17 protein-coding genes are annotated in these 20,525 nt (G+C 51.6%); 5 read left to right on the top strand and 12 right to left on the bottom strand.

The genetic code is table 11. The annotated features are described in order from the left end of the window. The first annotated feature begins 157 nt into the window (after window positions 1-157). Together sulA and ompA are read left to right on the top strand one after the other, a co-directional pair. Entirely contained in the window at window positions 158-649 is a 492-nt protein-coding gene (gene sulA / locus AC07WB_RS06965; protein ID WP_097094330.1) for an SOS-induced cell division inhibitor SulA, read from the top strand. 349 nt (window positions 650-998) lie between these two features. Next, a complete protein-coding gene (gene ompA, locus AC07WB_RS06960; RefSeq protein WP_097094331.1) occupies window positions 999-2,066 on the top strand; it encodes a porin OmpA in 1,068 nt (355 codons plus the stop codon). 72 nt (window positions 2,067-2,138) lie between these two features. Here the strand turns inward: ompA and matP are convergent, their stop codons facing one another. Beyond that, window positions 2,139-2,606, bottom strand: coding sequence for a macrodomain Ter protein MatP (gene matP / locus AC07WB_RS06955; protein WP_141400221.1), 468 nt, complete (start codon window positions 2,604-2,606; stop codon window positions 2,139-2,141). 53 nt (window positions 2,607-2,659) lie between these two features. On the opposite strand from matP, the gene AC07WB_RS06950 reads away from it, so the two are divergent. Both AC07WB_RS06950 and fabA read left to right on the top strand, forming a co-directional pair. Beyond that, window positions 2,660-4,522, top strand: coding sequence for an AAA family ATPase (locus AC07WB_RS06950; RefSeq protein ID WP_097094333.1), 1,863 nt, complete (start codon window positions 2,660-2,662; stop codon window positions 4,520-4,522). Window positions 4,523-4,589: 67 nt separating this feature from the next. Further along, entirely contained in the window at window positions 4,590-5,108 is a 519-nt protein-coding gene (gene fabA / locus AC07WB_RS06945) for a bifunctional 3-hydroxydecanoyl-ACP dehydratase/trans-2-decenoyl-ACP isomerase (protein ID WP_007887361.1), read from the top strand. A 65-nt stretch (window positions 5,109-5,173) separates the two neighbouring features. On the opposite strand, the gene rmf is transcribed toward fabA, so the two are convergent. The 6 genes from rmf to rlmKL form a co-directional block, all read right to left on the bottom strand. Then, window positions 5,174-5,341, bottom strand: a complete 168-nt coding sequence (rmf, locus tag AC07WB_RS06940) for a ribosome modulation factor (protein ID WP_097094334.1) — start codon at window positions 5,339-5,341, stop codon at window positions 5,174-5,176. A gap of 269 nt (window positions 5,342-5,610) precedes the next feature. Beyond that, window positions 5,611-6,177 carry a membrane integrity-associated transporter subunit PqiC gene (pqiC, locus tag AC07WB_RS06935; protein ID WP_345826940.1) on the bottom strand — a complete coding sequence of 189 codons (567 nt, stop codon included), beginning with the start codon at window positions 6,175-6,177 and terminating at the stop codon, window positions 5,611-5,613. After that, window positions 6,174-7,817: an intermembrane transport protein PqiB gene (gene pqiB / locus AC07WB_RS06930; RefSeq protein WP_097094336.1), complete on the bottom strand. Its 1,644-nt coding sequence runs from the start codon at window positions 7,815-7,817 to the stop codon at window positions 6,174-6,176. The genes pqiC and pqiB overlap by 4 nt, the downstream gene beginning before the upstream one ends. Further along, on the bottom strand, window positions 7,789-9,072 hold the full coding sequence (gene pqiA, locus AC07WB_RS06925) for a membrane integrity-associated transporter subunit PqiA (RefSeq protein WP_097094337.1): 1,284 nt from the start codon (window positions 9,070-9,072) through the stop codon (window positions 7,789-7,791). The genes pqiB and pqiA overlap by 29 nt, the downstream gene beginning before the upstream one ends. A gap of 15 nt (window positions 9,073-9,087) precedes the next feature. Beyond that, window positions 9,088-10,998: an ABC transporter ATP-binding protein gene (locus AC07WB_RS06920; protein ID WP_097094338.1), complete on the bottom strand. Its 1,911-nt coding sequence runs from the start codon at window positions 10,996-10,998 to the stop codon at window positions 9,088-9,090. Window positions 10,999-11,003: 5 nt separating this feature from the next. Beyond that, window positions 11,004-13,121, bottom strand: a complete 2,118-nt coding sequence (gene rlmKL / locus AC07WB_RS06915; protein ID WP_494940229.1) for a bifunctional 23S rRNA (guanine(2069)-N(7))-methyltransferase RlmK/23S rRNA (guanine(2445)-N(2))-methyltransferase RlmL — start codon at window positions 13,119-13,121, stop codon at window positions 11,004-11,006. A 105-nt stretch (window positions 13,122-13,226) separates the two neighbouring features. On the opposite strand from rlmKL, the gene AC07WB_RS06910 reads away from it, so the two are divergent. Continuing rightward, window positions 13,227-14,336, top strand: coding sequence for a YcbX family protein (locus AC07WB_RS06910; RefSeq protein WP_400455302.1), 1,110 nt, complete (start codon window positions 13,227-13,229; stop codon window positions 14,334-14,336). A 5-nt stretch (window positions 14,337-14,341) separates the two neighbouring features. Here AC07WB_RS06910 and AC07WB_RS06905 read toward each other — a convergent pair whose 3' ends face one another. The 5 genes from AC07WB_RS06905 to AC07WB_RS06885 form a co-directional block, all read right to left on the bottom strand. Beyond that, window positions 14,342-14,884, bottom strand: coding sequence for a cell division protein ZapC (locus AC07WB_RS06905; protein WP_097094341.1), 543 nt, complete (start codon window positions 14,882-14,884; stop codon window positions 14,342-14,344). Window positions 14,885-15,033: 149 nt separating this feature from the next. After that, complete coding sequence (pyrD, locus tag AC07WB_RS06900) at window positions 15,034-16,044, bottom strand: quinone-dependent dihydroorotate dehydrogenase (RefSeq protein WP_097094342.1); 1,011 nt, start codon at window positions 16,042-16,044, stop codon at window positions 15,034-15,036. Between the two features lie 119 nt (window positions 16,045-16,163). Continuing rightward, on the bottom strand, window positions 16,164-17,174 hold the full coding sequence (locus AC07WB_RS06895) for a glycosyltransferase family 2 protein (RefSeq protein WP_097094343.1): 1,011 nt from the start codon (window positions 17,172-17,174) through the stop codon (window positions 16,164-16,166). Next, the gene (locus AC07WB_RS06890; RefSeq protein ID WP_400455296.1) at window positions 17,171-18,697 is read right to left on the bottom strand and encodes a lipopolysaccharide biosynthesis protein; all 1,527 of its coding nucleotides are present in this window, start codon (window positions 18,695-18,697) and stop codon (window positions 17,171-17,173) included. The genes AC07WB_RS06895 and AC07WB_RS06890 overlap by 4 nt, the downstream gene beginning before the upstream one ends. A 317-nt stretch (window positions 18,698-19,014) precedes the next feature. Next, window positions 19,015-19,995 carry a glycosyltransferase family 2 protein gene (locus AC07WB_RS06885; protein ID WP_097094345.1) on the bottom strand — a complete coding sequence of 327 codons (981 nt, stop codon included), beginning with the start codon at window positions 19,993-19,995 and terminating at the stop codon, window positions 19,015-19,017. Between the last annotated feature and the right edge of the window lie 530 nt (window positions 19,996-20,525).

Genomic DNA, 20,525 nt, shown 5'->3' with positions numbered 1-20,525 from the left:
TAGAAGATAAAAAAAACGATTTAGCTGTTCAATGAATAAAAGCAGAAGCGAGGGATCTTGTGCAGAAATTGCGAGGCATTATCAGAAAATGAGGTTGATCTTTATCCAGGAAGCCATTACTGTATATTCATACAGTTCATTACTGAGTGATTAAAATATGCGTACTCATTTCTCTGGCCCTGCTGATCGTTCTCATCGTTTTGCTTCTTCAAGCTTAGCGCAGCCTTCGCTGGGTGGAATCACTGAACTGCGATCCAGCGAACAACCTGGAATGATGCAACTCATGCTTCTACCGGTACTAAAACAGTTGAGTGAGCAATCACGTTGGCAGCTATGGCTAACTCCTGCGCAAAAGCCGAATCGTAGCTGGATGCAACAGTCAGGATTACCGTTAGAAAAGAGTATGCATATTACTGAATCTGAGCGATTCAATACGGTAGAAAGTATGGTTAAAGCGCTGCGCACGGGCAATTATAGCGTGGTATTAGCCTGGATTCCGTACGAATTAAGTGATGAAGAGCGTGCAGAATTGGAAAAAGCAGCTGCAGAAGGTGATGCTCTTGGGCTCATTTTGCGTCCGCAGGGGCATCAATATGCTCATTCCAGACAACCTAAAGCAGCAAAAATTCCGTCAGATTTGTTTCATTAAGTAAATCCAGGAATTTTCTCAGCATTTTTTTTGCAGAAGTTGAAGCTAAGCCACTGATTCTTTTCCCGCCAGCTATGACAATGGCTTAGCTGCTTTTTTTCATTTCAGTACCGAAGATTTTGCCACGTCATTTGTTAAAATGTGTGTATAAATCCCTGTTTTTTTACTGCTCGACCTCACATCATACTTGTAACTTTCCAATCTCGTTGTAGACTTTAGCTCGCCAGGGTGCTCAATAACCTCCGTTTTTTCGGTAGAGTCAAAAGCGAGCGTTTAGACCCGGCGAAGGATTAACACAAAGAGCAACCTTTTTGCTCATTGCCTATTTGGATGATAACGAGGCGCAAAAATGAAAAAGACAGCTATCGCAATTGCAGTGGCACTGGCTGGCTTCGCTACCGTAGCGCAGGCCGCTCCTAAAGATAACACCTGGTACACCGGTGCTAAACTGGGCTGGTCTCAGTATCACGATACTGGTTACTACGGTAACGGTTACGAGAACAACGACGGTCCAACCCACGAATCTCAGCTGGGAGCTGGTGCATTCGCAGGTTACCAAGCTAACCCGTACCTGGGCTTCGAGCTGGGTTACGACTGGTTGGGCCGTATGCCTAACAAAGGTAACGTGACCAATGGCGCGTTCAAAGCACAAGGCGTTCAGCTGGCTGCTAAATTGAGCTACCCAATCACTGAAGATTTCGACGTGTACACCCGTCTGGGTGGCATGGTATGGCGTGCAGACTCTACTCAGAGCACCGATGGCGTTCGTCACAGCGATCACGACACCGGCGTTTCTCCGCTGGCTGCTGTTGGTGTTGAATACGCACTGACCAAAAACTGGGCGACTCGCCTGGACTACCAGTGGGTTAACAACATCGGTGACGCAGGTACCGTTGGTGCGCGTCCTGACAACAGCATGCTGAGCGTCGGCGTTTCTTACCGCTTCGGTCAGGATGAAGATGCAGCACCAGTTGTAGCTCCGGCTCCAGCTCCAGCTCCAGTTGTTGAAACCAAGCGTTTCACCCTGAAGTCTGACGTGCTGTTCACCTTCAACAAAGCAACCCTGAAGCCAGAAGGCCAGCAGGCTCTGGATCAGCTGTACAGCCAGCTGAGCTCAATGGATCCGAAAGACGGTTCTGTTGTCGTACTGGGCTTCACCGATCGCATCGGTTCAGAGCAGTACAACCAGAAACTGTCTGAGAAACGCGCTCAGTCTGTAGTCGATTACCTGGTATCAAAAGGTATCCCGTCTAACAAGATCTCTGCACGTGGTATGGGCAAATCTAACCCAGTTACTGGCAACACCTGTGACAGCGTGAAAGGCCGCAATGCCCTGATCGACTGCCTGGCGCCAGACCGTCGCGTTGAAATCGACGTGAAAGGTATCAAAGACGTTGTAACTCAGCCACAGGCTTAAGTTATCGCGCAATAAAAACCCCGCTTCGGCGGGGTTTTTTTATGCTGCAATTTTGCAATATCGAAAGCTTTTTTATTCGCTGTCCGATCCGCCTTTTCCCAGAATCGCCTGCAAATCCTGCTTCAACGTCGACATCTGGCTGGCATACTTCTCTTTGCGTTCAGCATCTTCAATTAATTGCACAATCGTTTCTGAAAGCGTACTACTGCGACGCTGCGCTAATCCCGCCAGACGTTGCCATACCAAATATTCCAGGTCGATCGATTTTTTACGCGTGTGCTGATGCTCGGCATTAAAGTGACGTTTGCGGCGTGCACGAATCGTCTGCTTGAGACGATTCTCCAAATCGGGGTGAATATGCTGGGCGATCCACTCATTAACCTCAACCGGGCTATTCTCCATTCCCAGCAGCATATCGACCGCGGCTTGCGCAGCACTTAATTCAAGATGACGAGTGATCAATTCACCCTCCCGATGCTTTTTCACCAGGTATTTCCACTTCCATCCACTTTCAAGATTTTCGAGTTGCTGGTATTTCATCGGAATCTCATCGTGATCACGTAACAAACTAAGAATAACAGCTTTTTTCCTGGATGCAGCAAGGAAAAACATGTTGTATCCGTCACAATCCGGCCCGGAACTCCGCCGTGATTAACCAGGTCGATTCCTGTATAATCGCGCTTTTCCTAAATCAGACTAATGCGAATATTTTGACCAGCACTCAAATTACGTGGCAAGCCCTGCAGCCGGATAGCGACCGCTACCAATCCATTTTCTCAAACGTCTCACTGGAAGATTGCGATAGTCTTGCCGCGGTTCAGCCGCGTCTGCTGAATGCGCTGGCGCATTTGCATCATCAAACGCTGGGTTTTCCACTGCTGTTGCTGCGCAGTCAGGAAAACAGCGACTATCTTGCTTGCATCGCGGATGCGGCACAACGTTTTCAGCCTGAAGAGCTCTCGCTGTACGGTGGTGACTACCATGTTATGGGCGATACCGTCAGCTTACTTGCTCCCAGCGATATCAATCGTCCGTTCACCAGCCAGGGCGGCGTACATTTCGCCGACTGGATTGAATCTGAGCAGCTGTTTGGCTGTGTGCGTCAGTATAAAGATCGTGTTCAACCTGAACCCGGCTTGTTGCACCGCGCGAATGGCGGCACGTTAATCCTTGCCGTCAACACCTTGCTGGCCCAGCCGCTGCTGTGGTTGCGCCTGCGTAAGTGTATTGAACAAGGCCGCTTCGATTGGTATTCGCAGGATGAGCGGCAACCGTTACCGGTGGCGATCCCGCCACTCCCGTTGCAACTGCGCCTGATCTTGTGCGGCGATCGTGATGCGCTGGCCGCTTTCCAGGAACTGGATGTTGAAGTGCATGAGATGGCACTTTATAGCGAGTTTGAAGAGAGCCTGCAGGTGCTGGACGAAGAGGACATGACGTCGTGGTGCCAATGGACGTTAACTCAAGCCGAACAAGCGAATTTAGCATCGCCTGAAGCCGATTTCTGGCCGGTGTTAATTACGGAAGCGGCCCGTATGACAGGTGATCAAGATACCTTGCCGTTGTGCCCGCGCTGGCTGCGTCGCCAGCTGCAGGAAGCCGCACTGCACGGCGAGAGCCTGAACGGCGAAGCGTTAAAAGACGCGCTTGAAGCACGCCAGTGGCGTGAGAGCTTCCTTGCCGATCGCATGCGCGATGAGATTCTGCTCAATCAGATCATGATTGAAACCGAAGGCGAAGTCGTTGGGCAAATTAATGGCCTTTCGGTTGTTGAGTTTCCTGGTCATCCACGTCCATGGGGCGAACCGTCACGCATTACCTGTGTGGTTCATCCTGGCGATGGTGAATTCACTGATGTGGAACGCAAAGCTGAACTGGGCGGCAACATCCATGCGAAAGGCATGATGATTATGCAAGCCTATCTGATCGCTGAACTGGAACTTGAGCAGCAACTGCCCTTCTCCGCATCGCTGGTGTTTGAGCAATCTTATTCAGAAGTAGATGGCGATAGCGCATCGCTTGCCGAGCTGTGCGCATTAATCAGTGCGCTGGCCAATCAGCCGGTCAATCAGCAAATTGCGGTGACCGGCTCAGTCGATCAGTTTGGTAATGTACAACCGGTTGGTGGCCTCAACGAAAAAATTGAAGGCTTCTTCCACATCTGTCACTCACGTGAGCTGACGGGCAAACAAGGCGTGATTTTCCCAGCCAGTAACGCTCGCCACCTTAGTCTAAACCAGGAAGTGGTAGAGGCAGTTAAGGCGGGCCAATTCCATCTCTGGGCGATTGAAAGCGTGGATGAAGCACTGCCACTGCTGACTGGCATTGCCTGGCAGAGTGAAAGTGGAGAGTCGCTGCTTAGCGCGATTCAGGAGCGCATTACACAGCTGAATCAGCAGGAAGCACGCCTGCGTCCGTGGCCATTACGTTGGCTCAACTGGTTTAACCACAGCTGATTACATTGCTCAGCGTACAACTGTTCGCTAATATTCGGGCTTCACTAAAAGAAGGCATATTGAGAACATGGTAGATAAACGCGAATCCTATAGTAAAGAAGACCTGGTTGCCTCGGGTCGCGGCGAACTGTTTGGCGAAAATGGACCGCCGCTTCCATCTAACAACATGTTGATGATGGACCGCGTGGTTAAAATGACCGAGGACGGCGGCAAATTCGACAAAGGTTTTGTCGAAGCCGAACTGGATATCCGCCCTGACCTGTGGTTCTTTGATTGCCACTTCATCGGTGATCCGGTAATGCCAGGCTGCCTGGGTCTTGATGCCATGTGGCAGCTGGTAGGCTTTTACCTTGGCTGGCTGGGTGCAGAAGGGAAAGGACGCGCATTAGGCGTGGGTGAAGTAAAATTCACCGGACAAGTCCTGCCAACCGCCAAAAAAGTGACTTACAAAATTCACTTCAAGCGCGTTATCAATCGCAAGCTGGTAATGGGTGTGGCAGATGGGGAAGTCTTCGTCGACGGAAATTTGATCTATTCCGCGACAGATTTGAAAGTGGGTCTGTTCAAAGATACCTCCGCTTTCTAAGCCTCCAAACGAAAACCTCCGCGCGTAGCGGAGGTTTCTTCTTTAACGATAGACATTCGACAATGTTAGGTCACTGCCGACCTGTCCTCCATGGCTTGACGCCAACCTCCCAACCAGTGAGACCGCGCATCGATCGTTTGATGGGGGCATAGCTCTTTTGAGCGGCCCGTAATACCCGCTTGATAGCCGCGAGAATGTGCTCGTTCCAGGCGGTCTCTCTTCTGTCTCTTCATGCCTCGTTTCCCTCATTTTAGGTCTGGTGGAATCTGGGTGGAAAGAAAGAGTGGCGATATAATGTTCAACCACAGTAATGTTCTAACCCGACGCAGAAGAAAGGTCAATGCGCAAAATTCACGCCAATGTCATGTTTTTGACGTCAAATCGACATGTAAAATTGTCAGTTAATTGTATATCTGGCTGATTCGGCAATAAAAAAAGCCCCTGATTTGACTGCGATCACACTGCAGCAAATCAAGGACTTATCATAAGTATCGAACAAATCTTAATTTAGCGAAACGATACTATTGGCGATTTGTTGCGCCGTTTGCTGCCAACCCATAGCCAGAGTACGCACCAATGCGTCATAGCCATCTTCAGATTGTGGCAGTGTCAGATTAAAGCCATGTTTGATTAGACGTCCTTGATGCTGCAGCAGCCACTCGCCACTGACGACGACTTGTCCATCATAACGCCCCTGAAATCCAGTAACGTTAACTGAGAGCGTATCGTGCGTTTCGCCCAAAGGCGAACCGGCAACAAGGCGGCCAGGCAGCGCTTTGCTGAGATTGCTAATCAACGTTTGCTGGAGCTGCTGATCGAGCGGGCTAGCCCACAGGTTATTGGCCGCGATCACGTACTTCACATCGCTCGTCTGGTAAACCAGACCGTTGCCCGCCATGTAATCCGGCACTGTCACCTGCTCAACCCAAATCATCGGTTGATTACCAGACGATGCACTGTCAACGCGCGCCACATCACTGCCCGCAGGCAGCTGATAATAGGTATTTTCAATGGTGCTGCTGCAGCCTGCCAGCAGCAGCAGCGCACCGATAATCAGCCCTTTTTTCACTGTTTCGCCCTCTTTGGCTGTGGATCCTGGCCCGGTTTGGCTTCAAACACCAGCGCGTTACTTTTGGTATTCAGCGTTTTCAATACCGGCTGCAACTCACGCAGTACCTGATCGAGTCGCTGCATATCGCCCACCAGCTTGCTATAGGCTGGCGATCCCGGCTGCAGCCCCTTCATGCTGCGGTTGAGTTCACGCAAGGTTTGCTGCATATCTGCCGGCAGCGTCTTCATCGCTGGATTGGCCGTGATTTGATTGAGGTTATCCAACGTTTTCTGCAGCTGCTGCAGTGTGCGCTGGCTCTCTTTCAACGTCCCGGTCGCTTCGTTAAGCAGAGGATTGAGTGGCAAGCCGTTAATCTTATCCAGTGCCGCCATCAGTTTCTGCTGAATCTGCGCCAGACCACCGCTAACGGTTGGGATCACTTCTAAACCTGCGACAGCATTTGGCCCTTTATAGGCTGGGGCGTTGTCGTAGAAATCAAGATCGACGAACAGTGCACCTGACAAAAGATTGCCGGTTTTCAGCGTGGCACGCAGGCCGCGTTTTTTGCCTTCCTGCAGATGCTGCTCGAGATTGAAATCGCCACCCAGACGATTAACAAAGCGATCCGGCTCAATACGAATCAACACCGGCACACGGTAGTCATTATTCAGCGCCTGGTTAACGCCAGGAATCATATACGGTACCTGCGACACCGTACCCAGGCGAATACCGCGGAACTCAACCGGTGCTCCCACCTGCAAACCGCGAATCGAATCGGTGAAGAACAGCAGGAAATCGGTATGACTGGTATACAGCGAATCCTGAATACTGCGTTGATCGTCGAACAGATGATATTCCGCTTTGTTCTCCGCAGCTCGACCCAATTCAGCGCCGTCCGGCACGTCAAAGCTGACGCCCCCGCTAAACAGCGTGGTGAGCGATCCCATTTCCACTCGCATACCGGACGCGGACATATCCACCGCAATACCACTATCTTTCCAGAAACGGACATTGGTGGTGATCAGTCGATCGTATGGCGCAGCAATAAACAGCTGATAGGTCATCATGCGTTTATCGGTATCAAAGTTACTGGTCTCTACCGAGCCGACGCGATAGCCACGGAACAGCACCGGATCGCCCGCATTAAGCTGACCGGCTTTTTTACTGTCAAGCGTCACGCGAATGCCTTTGGCATCCGGCGGTGCTAAAGGTGGCGCATCCAGCAGCTGGTAGCGTTCAGGTTTATCACCTTTGGAACCCGGCTGCAGCTCAATATAGGCGCCAGAGAGTAGCGTGCCGAGACCGGTAACGCCTTCACGTCCAATCTGCGGCTTCACCACCCAAAATGCGCTGTCACCTTGCAGCAGTTTTTCCATGCCGGAGTTAAGTCGCGCTTTGATTTCTACGTGATGCAGATCGTCGGTGAGCACCGCGCTCTCCACCACGCCAACATTAACGCTGCGGCTTTTAATCGTGGTTTTGCCGGCCTCAATACCTTCAGCATTCTCGGTAATCAGCGTCACTTCCGGGCCTTGATGACTGAAGTGATAAAATAGAATCCATCCGCCGATTAACAGCGTAACGATGGGTACAATCCAGACTGGTGACCAGCGTTTAATCTGGTCGACTTTAGCAGTCTCGTGATGGTTGTCCGTCAAGACGCGGCTCCTTACGTTCAGTTTCCCGTTGTCGATCCCAAAGCAGGCGCGGATCAAAGGTCATTGCTGCAAACATGGTGAGAATCACCACCATAGCAAACAGCAGCGCGCCCGGCGCAGGATACACACTCATCAGCCTTCCCATGCGCACCAGCGCAGAGAGAACGGCGATTACAAACACATCAATCATTGACCAGCGGCCAACAAATTCAACCACCTCATAAACCAGGTGCATTTTTTCATCGTCACGCCCGCCTCGTCCGCTGCCGTGCCAGCACAGCCAGGCAATCGCTAGCATTTTCAGCGACGGCACCATAATACTGGCGATAAAGATCACCAGCGCTACCGGCCAGGATCCATCGCTCCACAACAAAATTACCCCGGCCATAATGTTCGAGGGATATTGCGAGCCGAGCGTTTCGGTCACCATGATCGGCATAATATTGGAGGGAATGTAAAGCATCACCGAGGTGATGAGCAGCGCCAACGTCCATTGCAAACTGTGCTTGCGGCGCGCATGCGCTTTCACCCCACAACGTGGGCAAGCAAGTTGGTCAGCAGGCAAAATGGCAGTACAGCATGGACAGCTGCGCAAACCTTGCTTCAGGCCGCTGATACCGGCCTGCGGCAACGTTGATAACGGCGGCATAGGATCGATGCGCTGCCAAACCCAACGGCGATCGACACATTGAAACGCACGCAGATGCAGCACGCAGAACAAACACCATGGCCAGAAACTGCTGCCAAGGCCGATCTCGCCATACGCCATCAGCTTAACGAAGCTGACCAACACGCCTGCCATAAAAATTTCAGCCATGCCCCAGCTACGCAGCTGGAACAAAATACGCGCAAGGCCAAGTCGCAGGTTATGCGGCATGCGTACGTTATTCACCAGCAGGATAATGGTGATCATGCAGAAGGCAGGAATTCCCTGTACAAACAGCAGAAACAGCGTTGCCAGGCTGCGATAATCTTCGCGTTCCATCACCTGCGGGATTTCAAGCAGCGATATCTGGCTGCTTAATCCCGCCACGTGCATATTGATGAAAGGAAACAGATTGGCCAGCACCAGCATAAATAACGCTGAGATGGCATAACCGGTAGGTCGTCTGCGCGGCTCCTGCCAGTTGGCCAACAGCGTTGTATGGCAACGCGGGCAACGCGCACGGCTGCCTACCGGTACTGCGGGCAGCTTTACTGTTAAATCACACTGTGGACAGAGACTCCACTGATGCGCCTGATCCGCTGCACACATGCTGACTCCTTCCAATTATGCGCCGTTCTTCAGCGCTTCCAGCTCTTCCCAACGCTCAAACGCCACTTCCAGTTCCTGTTCTGTCTGCGCTAACGCATCCAGCACCGGTTGGGTTTTATCATGTGGCTGGCTGAAGAAGTCCGGGTGACTCATTTTGGCTTGCAGCTCACCGATGCGTGTTTCCAGCTGTTCCAGCTTTTGCGGCAGCTGTTCCAGTTCCCGTGCCAGGTTATAGCTTAGCTTGCTGGCGGAACGTTTGGCGGCATCATTTTTCTCTACCGATTTGGCCGCCGGGGCTGATTTTACTGGCGCGGATTTCAGCTGTTTGTAGGCAGCGCGCTGCTGTTGCGCATCGTGATAGCCACCTACAAAGGTGCCGATCTCGCCGTTGCCCTCAAAAATCCAGCACTCAGTTACGGTGTTGTCAACGAATTGACGATCGTGGCTCACCAGCATCACGGTGCCCTGATAACCATCCACCAGCTCTTCCAGCAGTTCCAGCGTTTCGACGTCGAGGTCGTTGGTCGGTTCATCGAGGATCAGCAGGTTGCTTGGCTTCAGGAACAGACGCGCCAGCAGCAGGCGGTTACGCTCACCACCGGACAACGCACGCACCGGCGTCATGGCGCGTTTCGGATGGAACAGGAAGTCTTGCAGATAGCCAAGCACGTGACGCGGTTTACCGTTAACCATCACTTCCTGCTTACCTTCAGCGAGGTTATCCATGACGGTACGATCCGGATCCAGCTCAGCACGGTGCTGGTCGAAGTAAGCAATTTCCAACTTGGTGCCACAATGCACGCGGCCGCTATCGGCCTTCAACTGATCCAGCATCAGGCGCAGCAAGGTGGTTTTACCGCAGCCGTTCGGGCCAATCAGGGCGATTTTGTCGCCGCGCTGTACCTGAGTAGAGAAGTCTTTTACCAGGATTTTGCCACCCACGCTGTAATTGACATCTTCCATCTCGAATACGATTTTGCCTGAACGGGCTGCTTCGCCGACTTGCATGTTGGCTTTGCCCATCACCTCACGGCGCGCCGAACGCTCGTTACGCAGCGCTTTCAGGGCGCGCACGCGGCCTTCGTTACGCGTACGACGCGCTTTGATGCCCTGGCGGATCCACACTTCTTCCTGCGCCAATTTGCGATCAAACTCGGCGTTCTGCATCTCTTCCACGCGCAGCGCTTCTTCTTTGCCGGTCAGGAACAGATCGTAATTGCCCGGCCATGAAACCAGCTTGCCGCGATCGAGATCGACAATACGCGTCGCCATGTTGCGGATAAACGAACGGTCATGCGAGATAAAGACAATGCTGCCGGTGAAAGTCTTTAAAAAAGTTTCCAGCCAGTCGATGGTTTCGATATCAAGGTGGTTAGTGGGCTCGTCAAGCATCAGTACGCGCGGGTTGCTCACCAACGCACGACCGAGTGCTGCTTTACGAAGCCAGCCGCCTGAGAGCGAAGACAACTCGGTATCGGCATCAAGACCAATCTGCTGTAACACATCATTGATGCGGCTATCCAGCTGCCACAGATTCTGATGATCGAGAATGGTTTGCAGGCGGCCCATTTCGTTAAGATTCTTCTCGCTCGGGTCTTCCATCACCAGATGGGAAATAGCGTGATAAGCCTTGAGATGTTCAGCCTGCTCGGCCACGCCTTCTGCGACGAAGTCGTAAACAGAACCGGTAATATTACGCGGCGGATCCTGTTGCAGACGCGCCACCACCAAATCCTGCTCATAAATGATGCGGCCATCATCCAGCGGCTGTTCGCCGTTGATAATTTTCATCAGCGTCGATTTACCGGCGCCGTTGCGACCTACCAGACAGACGCGTTCGCCTTCTTCGATATGCAGCTCGGTGTTATCCAACAGCGGCGCATCGCTGAATGAGAGGTAAGCGCCATGGATACTGATCAGTGACATAAAACTTATTCCTTACCGGCGTGGCTAACCAGCCAGCAGTTGTGAATTTGACGGTTGCGCGCGAAATCCTGCGACAGCGTTTTTTGGGTAATTTCCTGCGCCTGCAGACCCAGACGAGCTAAACCGTCGAGATCCATTTTGAAGCCGCGCTTATTGTTAGAGAACATAATGGTGCCACCGCGACGCAGCAGACGTTTCAGATTCTGCATCAGCATCATATGGTCGCGCTGCACGTCGAAATCATCTTCCATGCGCTTAGAGTTAGAAAACGTCGGCGGATCGATAAATATTAAATCGAACTGCTCATCACTCTCACGCAGCCAGCTTAGACAATCTGCGTGCATCAGCCGATGCTGACGTCCGGTCAACCCGTTCAGACGCAGGTTGCGCTCAGCCCACTCCAGATAGGTGCGCGACATATCCACCGTGGTGGTGGTTTTCGCCCCGCCCAGGCCGGCGTGTACGCTGGCAGTACCGGTATAAGCAAACAGGTTAAGGAAATCTTTACCTGCGCTCATTTTACCCAGCATCTGGCGCGCAATACGGTGATCGAGGAACAGGCCAGTATCCAGATAATCGGTGAGATTAACCAGCAGGCGCGCATCAAATTCCTGCACTTCGAAGAAATCGCCCTTCTCGCCCAGCTTTTGATACTGACTTTTGCCTTTCTGACGCTCGCGCGTTTTCATCACCAGACGATTGGCCGGAATCTCCAGCACGCTCAGCGTGGCGCTGATGACATCGAATAAACGCTGACGCGCTTTGTTCGCATCCACGGTTTTCGGCGGCGCATATTCCTGAATCACCACCCAATCGGCGTAGCGATCGACCGCCACGTTGTACTCGGGCAGATCGGCATCATACAGACGGTAGCAGTCGATATTCGACTGACGCGCCCACTTTTCCAGCTTCTTCAGGTTTTTACGCAGACGATTAGCAAAATCTTCGGCAATCTGCGCGCTGCCTTCGCCACTGGTTGCGGCCAGCTGATAATTTTTCTGCACACACTCCAGCGGACCATTTTTGGCTTTGAACTGGCGATCGGCGCGCAGTTGCAGGCAGCTTAATAGCTCGGGCGATGCGCTGAATAAGGACAGATTCCAGCCGCCAAAATTCTGCTTCATGATGCGGCCAAGCTGGCTATGCAGCGCGATCAGCGCCGGTTCACTTTCCAGACGCTCACCGTATGGCGGGTTGCTCAATACCGTACCGGTAATGTCCTGCCCGGCCAGCGGATTTTTCAGCTTGATCACGTCCTGCTGCGTGAAGGTGAACAGCTCGAACACGCCTGCACGACGGGCATTGGCACGTGCGGACTCCAGCACGCGGCTGTCGTTGTCATAACCAAAGAAACGGGCCGTCGCGGCAGCGGTTCCCACGCGAGCACGCTCTTTTGCTGCAGCGTGAACGTCTTGCCATATCACCTGATTGTGTTTTTTCCAGCGATGAAAGCCCCAATGGGTACGCAGTAAGCCTGGCGCACGATCGCAGGCGATCAGCGCTGCTTCCAGCAGCAGCGTGCCGGAGCCACACATCGGATCGACCAGTGGCGTGCTGCTCTGCCAGCCGGAACGCATTACGATTGCCGCGGCTAACGTTTCTTTCAGCGGGGCGGCGCCCGTTTGCTGGCGGTAGCCACGCTGATGCAGTGAATCACCGCTTAGATCCAGGGCGATACTGACGCGATCTTTATTCAGCCACGCATTGATACGAATGCCCGGCTGTTCACGGTCGACGCTTGGACGTTCCAGCCCCTGACGCGTAAAGCTATCGACGATGGCATCTTTAATGCGCAGCGCGCCAAACTGGCTATTGCGGATCACCTCGTTGGTACCGCTAAAATGGATGGCAAAACTGGTGTTGCTATCGAACATGTCGGTCCACGGAATACTTTGCGCCCCCACGTAGAGATCGAGATCGCTCCATACGCCAAATTCTCCCAGCGGCAGCAAAATGCGCGAAGCCAAACGGCTCCACAGCAGGCTTTGGTACATTACATGGTCGTCGGCCTGAAAGTGGACGCCGCCCTGCACCACCTGCAAATCCTGCGCACCCAGCGCGTCCAGCTCACTTTTCAACAGCTCTTCGAGCCCACGCGCCGTACTGGCAAACAGAGAATTCATATCGTCACTTTTTACTCTTGCTTAAATTGCTGCGCATTATAGCGAATCAGCGTGCTATGTCATAAAGTTAGCTTCTTTTTGCCGAATACCTTTACCGGGAACGCTATGATCACGTTATCTCGCCTTTTTATTCATCCCGTTAAATCAATGCGCGGCCTGCAGTTGTCGCATGCGCAGGTGCTGGAGAGCGGTCTGGCCTTTGATCGCATCTTCATGGTGACAGAACCGGATGGAACCTTTGTGACCGCGCGTCAATATCCAGAAATGGTGCGCTTTACGCCTGCGCTGCTGCCGGACGGCCTGTTTCTTCAGGCACCCGATGGAACACAAGCGCTGATCCGCTTTGCCGACTTTACTCCTGAGCAGGCGCCAACCGAAGTGTGGGGCAACCATTTCACCGCGCGTATCGCGCCCGACGAGATTAATAGCTGGTTAAGTGCGTTCTTCCCGCGTCCGGTGCAGCTGCGCTGGACCGGTGTAGAACCCACGCGTCGAGTGAAGCGATTTGATCATGTGCCGCTGAGTTTTGCCGACGGTTTTCCCTTCCTGCTGGTGAATATGGCGTCGCTGCAGGATCTGCAACAGCGCTGCCCGGCCAGCGTGCGCGTTGAGCAGTTCCGCCCCAATTTGGTGGTTAGCGGCGCGGCGGCATGGGAAGAGGACAGCTGGAAACGCCTGCAAATTGGCGAGATCGTCTTTGAGATGCCCAAGCCGTGCAGTCGCTGCGTGTTCACCACCGTGGGTACCGAAAGCGGACGCAAACATCCTGATGGCGAACCGCTCACCACGTTGCAAGGTTTTCGTAGCGCGCAGGATGGCAGCGGGGATATTGATTTCGGCCTGAATTTGATTGCGATGAATAGCGGCATTATTCGCGTGGGCGATACGGTCACGATTCTGCAGCAACAGTCGCCACGTGCTTACGGCTCAGGCGCCGTGGTTGAAACGCTGGCGCCAACCACCACTAGCCACCGCGCAGTCACTATTGATTATCAGGGCACTGCCTTTAACGGTGATAATCAGCAGGTGTTGCTGGAACAATTGGAGATGCAGGGATTTCGTATTCCCTACTCTTGCCGCGCCGGTATTTGCGGCAGCTGCAAAGTCACACTGGTTGCAGGTGAAGTGAAGGCGTTAAAGAAAAGCGCGGTGCGTGCCGATGGCACCATTCTAAGCTGCAGCTGTATTCCCGCTGGCGATATCGAACTGGCCTGAAGTAATTAAACCGCCCGCGCAAAGTGGGCGGTTTGTTCCTGCTGCTGCGGACGCAAACGATCGTTCATGATCTTAATCGCATCACCTAGCTGCATGCCCTTCCCTGCCACGGTTAACGCGTTTTGCGCTAATAAGCACAGCGCCGCATTCTCACCGCTTTCAACCACAAATAACTGCGCCTGTTCACCACTATCCGCCAGGGTTACAGCAACCATTTCGCCCGCAGCAGGCTGCCAGCTGTGCGCATGATTGGTAAAATGCCAGCTTTTCGGCATTAAGGGTTTAAGAAAACGGCTCGCCACCAGCGCATTTAATACTAATTCAGCACGCTGATCGCCTTTTAATCCACTCTGACGGCAACGCTCTTCAAAGGTAAAATAGAGCGCGGCGTCATCAACGCAGAAACCGCTGACATTAAACGCATCGGGCGTAAGCATTTTGCGTGAGAAGCGCGAGCGAAATAACATGCCATCGGCTAAATCCAGCATCATACGGTCATGCTCTGCGTCAAAATACCAACGCCAGTTGTCATCAGGTTTGATTTTCATGATCTGCCCTGTAGTTTTTCGCTGCGCTAAATAGCGCTAAATTAGAAAAAGTAAATCTGAGAAAAGGCTGAAAAATACACCAGCAGGACAAAATATAAACGAGCCGAAGGGATAAATAAACCCCTCGGCGCAGTAAAGTGGGAAATGTCTTAGAGGTGAGTCACGATATCTTTAATTAAACCCGGGCCTTTATAAATGAATCCGGAGTATATCTGCACCAACGTTGCACCTGCGGCGATTTTCTCGCGTGCTGCAACCAGGGAATCAATACCGCCGACGCCAATAATGGGTAAGCGGCCCTGAAGCTCTTGCGACAAGCGGCGAATCACTTCAGTGCTGCGCGACTGGACCGGACGACCACTTAATCCTCCCATCTCCTCAGCATATTTCAGACCAGTCACCAGCGAGCGATCGAGCGTCGTATTGGTGGCAATCACGCCATCAATTTCATGGCGCACTAAACTGTCGGCAACCTGAATCAATTCTTCTTCTGAAAGATCCGGCGCGATCTTTACTGCCACCGGCACATATTTAAGATGGCGTTCTTGCAGCTCTTTTTGTTTTAATTTGATAGCAGAAAGAAGATCGTCCAGCGCTTCGCCATATTGCAACGTGCGTAATCCTGGGGTGTTTGGCGAGGAAATATTGATGGCGATATAACCAGCATGGGCATACACCTTTTCCATGCAGATGAGATAATCGTCTTTGCCCTTCTCTACCGGCGTGTCTTTATTCTTGCCAATATTAATCCCTAGAACGCCTTTAAAGCGCGACTTTTTAACGTTCTCAATCAGATGATCAACACCGTGATTATTAAAGCCCATGCGATTAATAATCCCCTCGGCGGCAACCAGGCGGAACATGCGTGGCTTATCGTTACCTGGCTGCGCCAGGGGTGTCACCGTACCGACTTCGACAAAACCAAAGCCCATGGCGCCGAAGGCATCAATGCATTCGGCATTCTTGTCGAGACCGGCGGCTAAGCCGAGCGCATTCGGGAACGTCAATCCCATGCAGGTAACCGGACGTGATGGCAGCGACTGGCGAATCAGCCCTTCAAGCGGCGTACCGCTGATAAAACGCAGCTGCTGAAAGGTGAGTTCGTGCGCTCGCTCAGGATCAAGCTTAAACAGCGCCGGCCGGACGATAGGATATAACATGCACTCTCCTCAATGACGGGAACCAGGGAAGTCGGGGTGCACGGGAATTTGTGCGCCAGAATGGTAAGGTGCTCTGGCGCAAAAGTAAATTCTATTGAGAGACGGAGAGTTGATCGAAATCAGCGCTTGCCGGTATAGCGCGCCAGCAAACTGCGGCTGGCTTTCAAACCGTTGTACAACGTTGGGTAATACCACTGCAATTTCATGCGCCTGCTTTCACCCGTCACCTTGCGGATCAGCTGATCAATCGTGACGCGCCACGCCTGCGGAACTTCAATGTTATTTTTGCGCATTTCAATCAGACAGCCATACATCACCGGTTCGTAGTAACGATCAAGGAGTGACTCATCTGCGGGCAAGCCCCACTGCTGCATAAAGCTCTCGCTGTTGCCGCGCGCAATGAAGTAATTCTCCACCCAGGAAAAGGTCGCTTTGCGCTGCGACAAAGACGTGACCATAAAGCGTTTGAAGTAATAGCTTTCACTCGAGAGCACCACCGTGTTCGCCTGCATATAGAGTGCAAACATATAAGGCGCATCTTCATGGTTCTGAATTGGCAGAAACTGCACGCCCACACGCTTAATCAGAGCGCGTGAAACGATGCTGCTCCACAGCACGCGATGTGCCGACTGGTTGGCAATCATTTTACGCAGCGTTGCGCTGCCACCCGCGAAGGCGCCGCTAATACGGCGCTGATGAAACAGCTGATAATCGCGCTGCTCAACGGGTAGATCAGTGAACATTTTGGCACCAAAGCAGAACATCTCCATCTCTGGATGTTGCACGAGGGCGTTTCGGAAATCGGCGAACAGCGTGTTGCCAACGAAATCATCCGCATCCATAAAGTAGATGAAGTCACCGCTAGCGATCTCCAGCCCGCGATTACGTGCGGCGCTTACTCCCCCGCGCTCTGCTTGCAGCAGAACGATTTCAGGATGTTTGGCGGCCATAGCGCGCAGCAGTTCAACACTGTTATCGGTTGAACCGTCATCGATGACGATGATCTGCTCGGGTGGCGAGGATTGTCCAAGCAGTGACGCCATCGCTTCCGTCAGCCAGGGTGCGCAGTTCCAGTTCGGGACAATAACCGTGATGGTTGCAGCGGATGCAGCGTGATTCCGTGCGATCATTCTCTTTCCTCAACGTTAAAGCCTTTATTAAACGGTCGCGGCAAACGCTTGATGACCAAACTATGAAGCAGACAGCATACGGCAAGGTTGACCATGCCAATCAGTCCCAGCCACAGCAAATTGAGCCAGCGGTTTTGATCCCAGGCAATCGGTAGCAGGGTTGCCAGGCCGGCGATAACGCCCGCCACCAGCCAAATCAGCAACACATCGCGCGTCAACCAGGTGAAATGGATACCCGGTGCAAAGCGGCGATGTACCAGCCACGCCCAGCCAAACAGATAAAAGACGTTCTGACCCAGCCAGAGCCAACCCGTGCCGTGCGCCCCATAGTGAATGGCCGCCCAGATATTCAGCGGCACCAGCACAATGGCAAAACAGGAGAAACCTTTGATATGCAGCTTAAGGTTGCCATTAACGTATTGCAGATGATAAAGCAGACCGCAAATCGCCTGCACGCCGCTCCCTATCGCATATAAGCTGAGAACAAACGACATCTCAGTGACAACCTGAGTATTCTGCGTCCAGGCCCAAAGCAGAGGGGCGGAGAAACAGGCAATCGTAATGCTAAGCGGCGCCATAAAGATGGACACCGCCTGCGTGGTATAGCGATAGAGGATTAGCGATTGTGAATCGCCCTCTTTTTTGGTTTTCATGCCCGTCATACGCGGCACAATGGCCTGCATGATCGGGCTGCTCAACAGAATAATGCCGGTTGCCGCCGTAGCGACCACGGTAAAGGATCCGTATTCACTCAACGGCAGGGTTTTCGATAAAACCAGGCGATCTATCTGCGAAATAAACGTCCACACTGCGCTGGCATAAGCGGCGCTCAGTGCAAAACGAATAAAAGGTTTTAACACCTCTTTAAGATCTGAACGTTTCTCTTTACGCGCGGATGCCGGCACCAATTGGAGGCACTTGTAGATAAGACATGCCGCCTCGGCAATCGAGACCAGCAGCTGCCATATAAAGAAGCTCAACACCGGGTTGGAGAATAATTGAATCACTAGCACTGCGCCAAAGGTACGCAATGTCACGATGATCAGGTTGACACCATTCAGCCATACCTGATGTTCAAAGCCGACAATGACGCTGCGATAAGGACTGGTCCGCCAGCGTATCGCGGCAGTAATCACCATAATTGCAACCGCAGTAACCACATCACCTGAAGGCAGGTGCTGTGCGTCCAACCAGTTGTGTGCAATCCACGGTGTTGCTAGCCAGCCAATGACCACCAGTACAAGCGTTGAGAGCAGGAAGAATTTTGACAGCGCGGCAAACAGCGGAGGGAACCAAATGAATTCGGCTTGATTAGCGCGATAACGCGCCGCTTCCCGCATTAAGGTGGTTGAAACACCGGCGTCTAATAGCTGAAGCCAGGTTAATAAAATCGAAAAAAATCCGACTAAACCGTAAGCCTCCATGCCCAAATGTTGAATATAGAGCGGTACAACCAGAATACCCGATAGCGTCAGGTAAATCTGACCAACATAGTTGGCAATCGCGTTACGTTTTATTGACATAAGTATGGCGGCGTCTAAAAATTAGCTGAAAAACCAAGACTGACACAGAACAACATAGCTGCCTACCAGACTTAATCTTAAATTTATCAGTGGTGCTGAGGTGAGTAACTAATCTTAGTTTACAAGCCGTAAATCGCTTATTTCGGTTATCCTAAAAAACAGGCCACCTTTTTATTATCAAAAGTGGCCTGCATATGAGGCAAACATCATCTGTAACAGAGTTTGCAGAAGTGACGATCTTTTTTACATACAGATGCAATTAACGCTATTCACTTTCTGCTTCTACCATTATTTGTTACTGATGGAATAATCACGAATCAGGCGGCACGTTTCAACTCTTTCGTCACTTTTAAATTTTGCAGCATGATAAATATTTGCGGCCGATTGATTAACAACCACTCTTTAATATTTGCTGGCTCATGCTGCCCACCCATAAAGCGAATGGCATTAATAACATATTCAGGTACAGGCGTACCGTTATAAAGCGAGAGATAAATCATCAACCGGAAAGAGTGCATGAGATAGTCTTTCTCCAGCGCTTTGCTGGCCGGCGATGTATCAAGTGCATGCTTGAGCGTACTAAAAGCGTGCATAAAGGCGTTATAGCGCTGTAGGAAGTACTCTTCACTCTTGCGGCTGTTAGTTAATGAGCCGTTTCGCACCCGCTGGTAGTAATAAACATGCTTACTCACCCATGCATGACGAGCGCGGACAAATGCAGACAGCGTGTATTTGTGATCTTCGTGGACGCGGTCGACAAAGCGTAAATCATACTGGGTTGCCACACTCTTTTTCAGCGCATAGTTCCACGCTGCGGAAGTGTACGAGCCATTACGCAGCAGGCTTGAGAGGACTTTTTGCGGCGGCTGCAGACCAAAAACCTCGTGGCGCACTTTGGGCCGGATGCGCTCACGGTGTCCATCTTCAAACATTTGTGAGCTAAAGCAGAACAGGTCAATTTCCGGATGTGCCTGATAAACCTGCTGCAGTTCAGCCAGGAAACCGTCGGCGACGATATCATCGGGATCACAGAAGAATACAAATTCTCCGAGTGCTGCATCTAACCCGATATCACGCGCTTTACCGGCTCCGCCATTACGTGTGGTAATAATTTTTACCTGCGGTAGATGCCCATAGTGCTGCTCCACCAAAGCCAGCGTGCCATCGGTAGAACCATCATTAACAATAATGATCTCACTGGACGCCCCCTTTTGCTTCAATAACGAATCCACACACTCGACAATATAATTCTCTACGTTGTAGGTAGGGATAATGATGGATAATAGGATTTTAGCCATAAACCTTTCCTGGAGTAGATAGAAAAAAGCAAGTCTTAAGCTGCCGACATCACGGCATAAAACATTACGCCAATTATTTAAACGCAATATAAACGGCAAGAGTTTTGATTTCGCTCTCAGTTAAGCAGATTGTTATTTTAAATCACAGGACCAATCATAATTAAGAAAAATAAATCAATGCAGATACATTACCCCCTCTAAACACTTCGCTTTGATTTCGTAAAAAAACATTACCACTCTTAAGCTTTGTGTCATCTCAGCGAATAATGACACACATTTTTTCACGGAAAATCTTACGAGGGTTTACTTAATAAAAAATAAAGAGATAGCCTTTGCGGCACCTTTTTTGCCTGGAAGATAAAAGCGTCGTTTAAAAACGCGTTCTTCAATTGATTTAACACTGTTTTTTAACGTTGCTCAGCCACATTTCCTCTTGAATCTATTTCGCTGTCCAATACAGGACAAATTTGACCAAACGTAACCGCAGTTACAATTACATCCGACGCGCAGTTCAGGGTTAAGCGTAACGG

This window comes from Pantoea sp. GW821-FHT03E06 (genome assembly GCF_059420725.1).
The sequence above is the reverse complement of the archived record's forward strand: the minus strand, read 5'-3'. Positions and strand labels throughout refer to the sequence as shown.

Bases quoted from the DNA above. Each gene is read 5' to 3' on its own strand.
- sulA (WP_097094330.1), top strand. From the start codon at position 158: ATGCGTACTCATTTCTCTGGCCCTGCTGATCGTTCTCATCGTTTTGCT.
- ompA (WP_097094331.1), top strand. From the start codon at position 999: ATGAAAAAGACAGCTATCGCAATTGCAGTGGCACTGGCTGGCTTCGCT.
- matP (WP_141400221.1), bottom strand. From the start codon at position 2,606: ATGAAATACCAGCAACTCGAAAATCTTGAAAGTGGATGGAAGTGGAAA.
- AC07WB_RS06950 (WP_097094333.1), top strand. From the start codon at position 2,660: ATGCAGCAAGGAAAAACATGTTGTATCCGTCACAATCCGGCCCGGAAC.
- fabA (WP_007887361.1), top strand. From the start codon at position 4,590: ATGGTAGATAAACGCGAATCCTATAGTAAAGAAGACCTGGTTGCCTCG.
- rmf (WP_097094334.1), bottom strand. From the start codon at position 5,341: ATGAAGAGACAGAAGAGAGACCGCCTGGAACGAGCACATTCTCGCGGC.
- pqiA (WP_097094337.1), bottom strand. From the start codon at position 9,072: ATGTGTGCAGCGGATCAGGCGCATCAGTGGAGTCTCTGTCCACAGTGT.
- AC07WB_RS06920 (WP_097094338.1), bottom strand. From the start codon at position 10,998: ATGTCACTGATCAGTATCCATGGCGCTTACCTCTCATTCAGCGATGCG.
- rlmKL (WP_494940229.1), bottom strand. From the start codon at position 13,121: ATGAATTCTCTGTTTGCCAGTACGGCGCGTGGGCTCGAAGAGCTGTTG.
- AC07WB_RS06910 (WP_400455302.1), top strand. From the start codon at position 13,227: ATGATCACGTTATCTCGCCTTTTTATTCATCCCGTTAAATCAATGCGC.
- AC07WB_RS06905 (WP_097094341.1), bottom strand. From the start codon at position 14,884: ATGAAAATCAAACCTGATGACAACTGGCGTTGGTATTTTGACGCAGAG.
- pyrD (WP_097094342.1), bottom strand. From the start codon at position 16,044: ATGTTATATCCTATCGTCCGGCCGGCGCTGTTTAAGCTTGATCCTGAG.
- AC07WB_RS06895 (WP_097094343.1), bottom strand. From the start codon at position 17,174: ATGATCGCACGGAATCACGCTGCATCCGCTGCAACCATCACGGTTATT.
- AC07WB_RS06890 (WP_400455296.1), bottom strand. From the start codon at position 18,697: ATGTCAATAAAACGTAACGCGATTGCCAACTATGTTGGTCAGATTTAC.
- AC07WB_RS06885 (WP_097094345.1), bottom strand. From the start codon at position 19,995: ATGGCTAAAATCCTATTATCCATCATTATCCCTACCTACAACGTAGAG.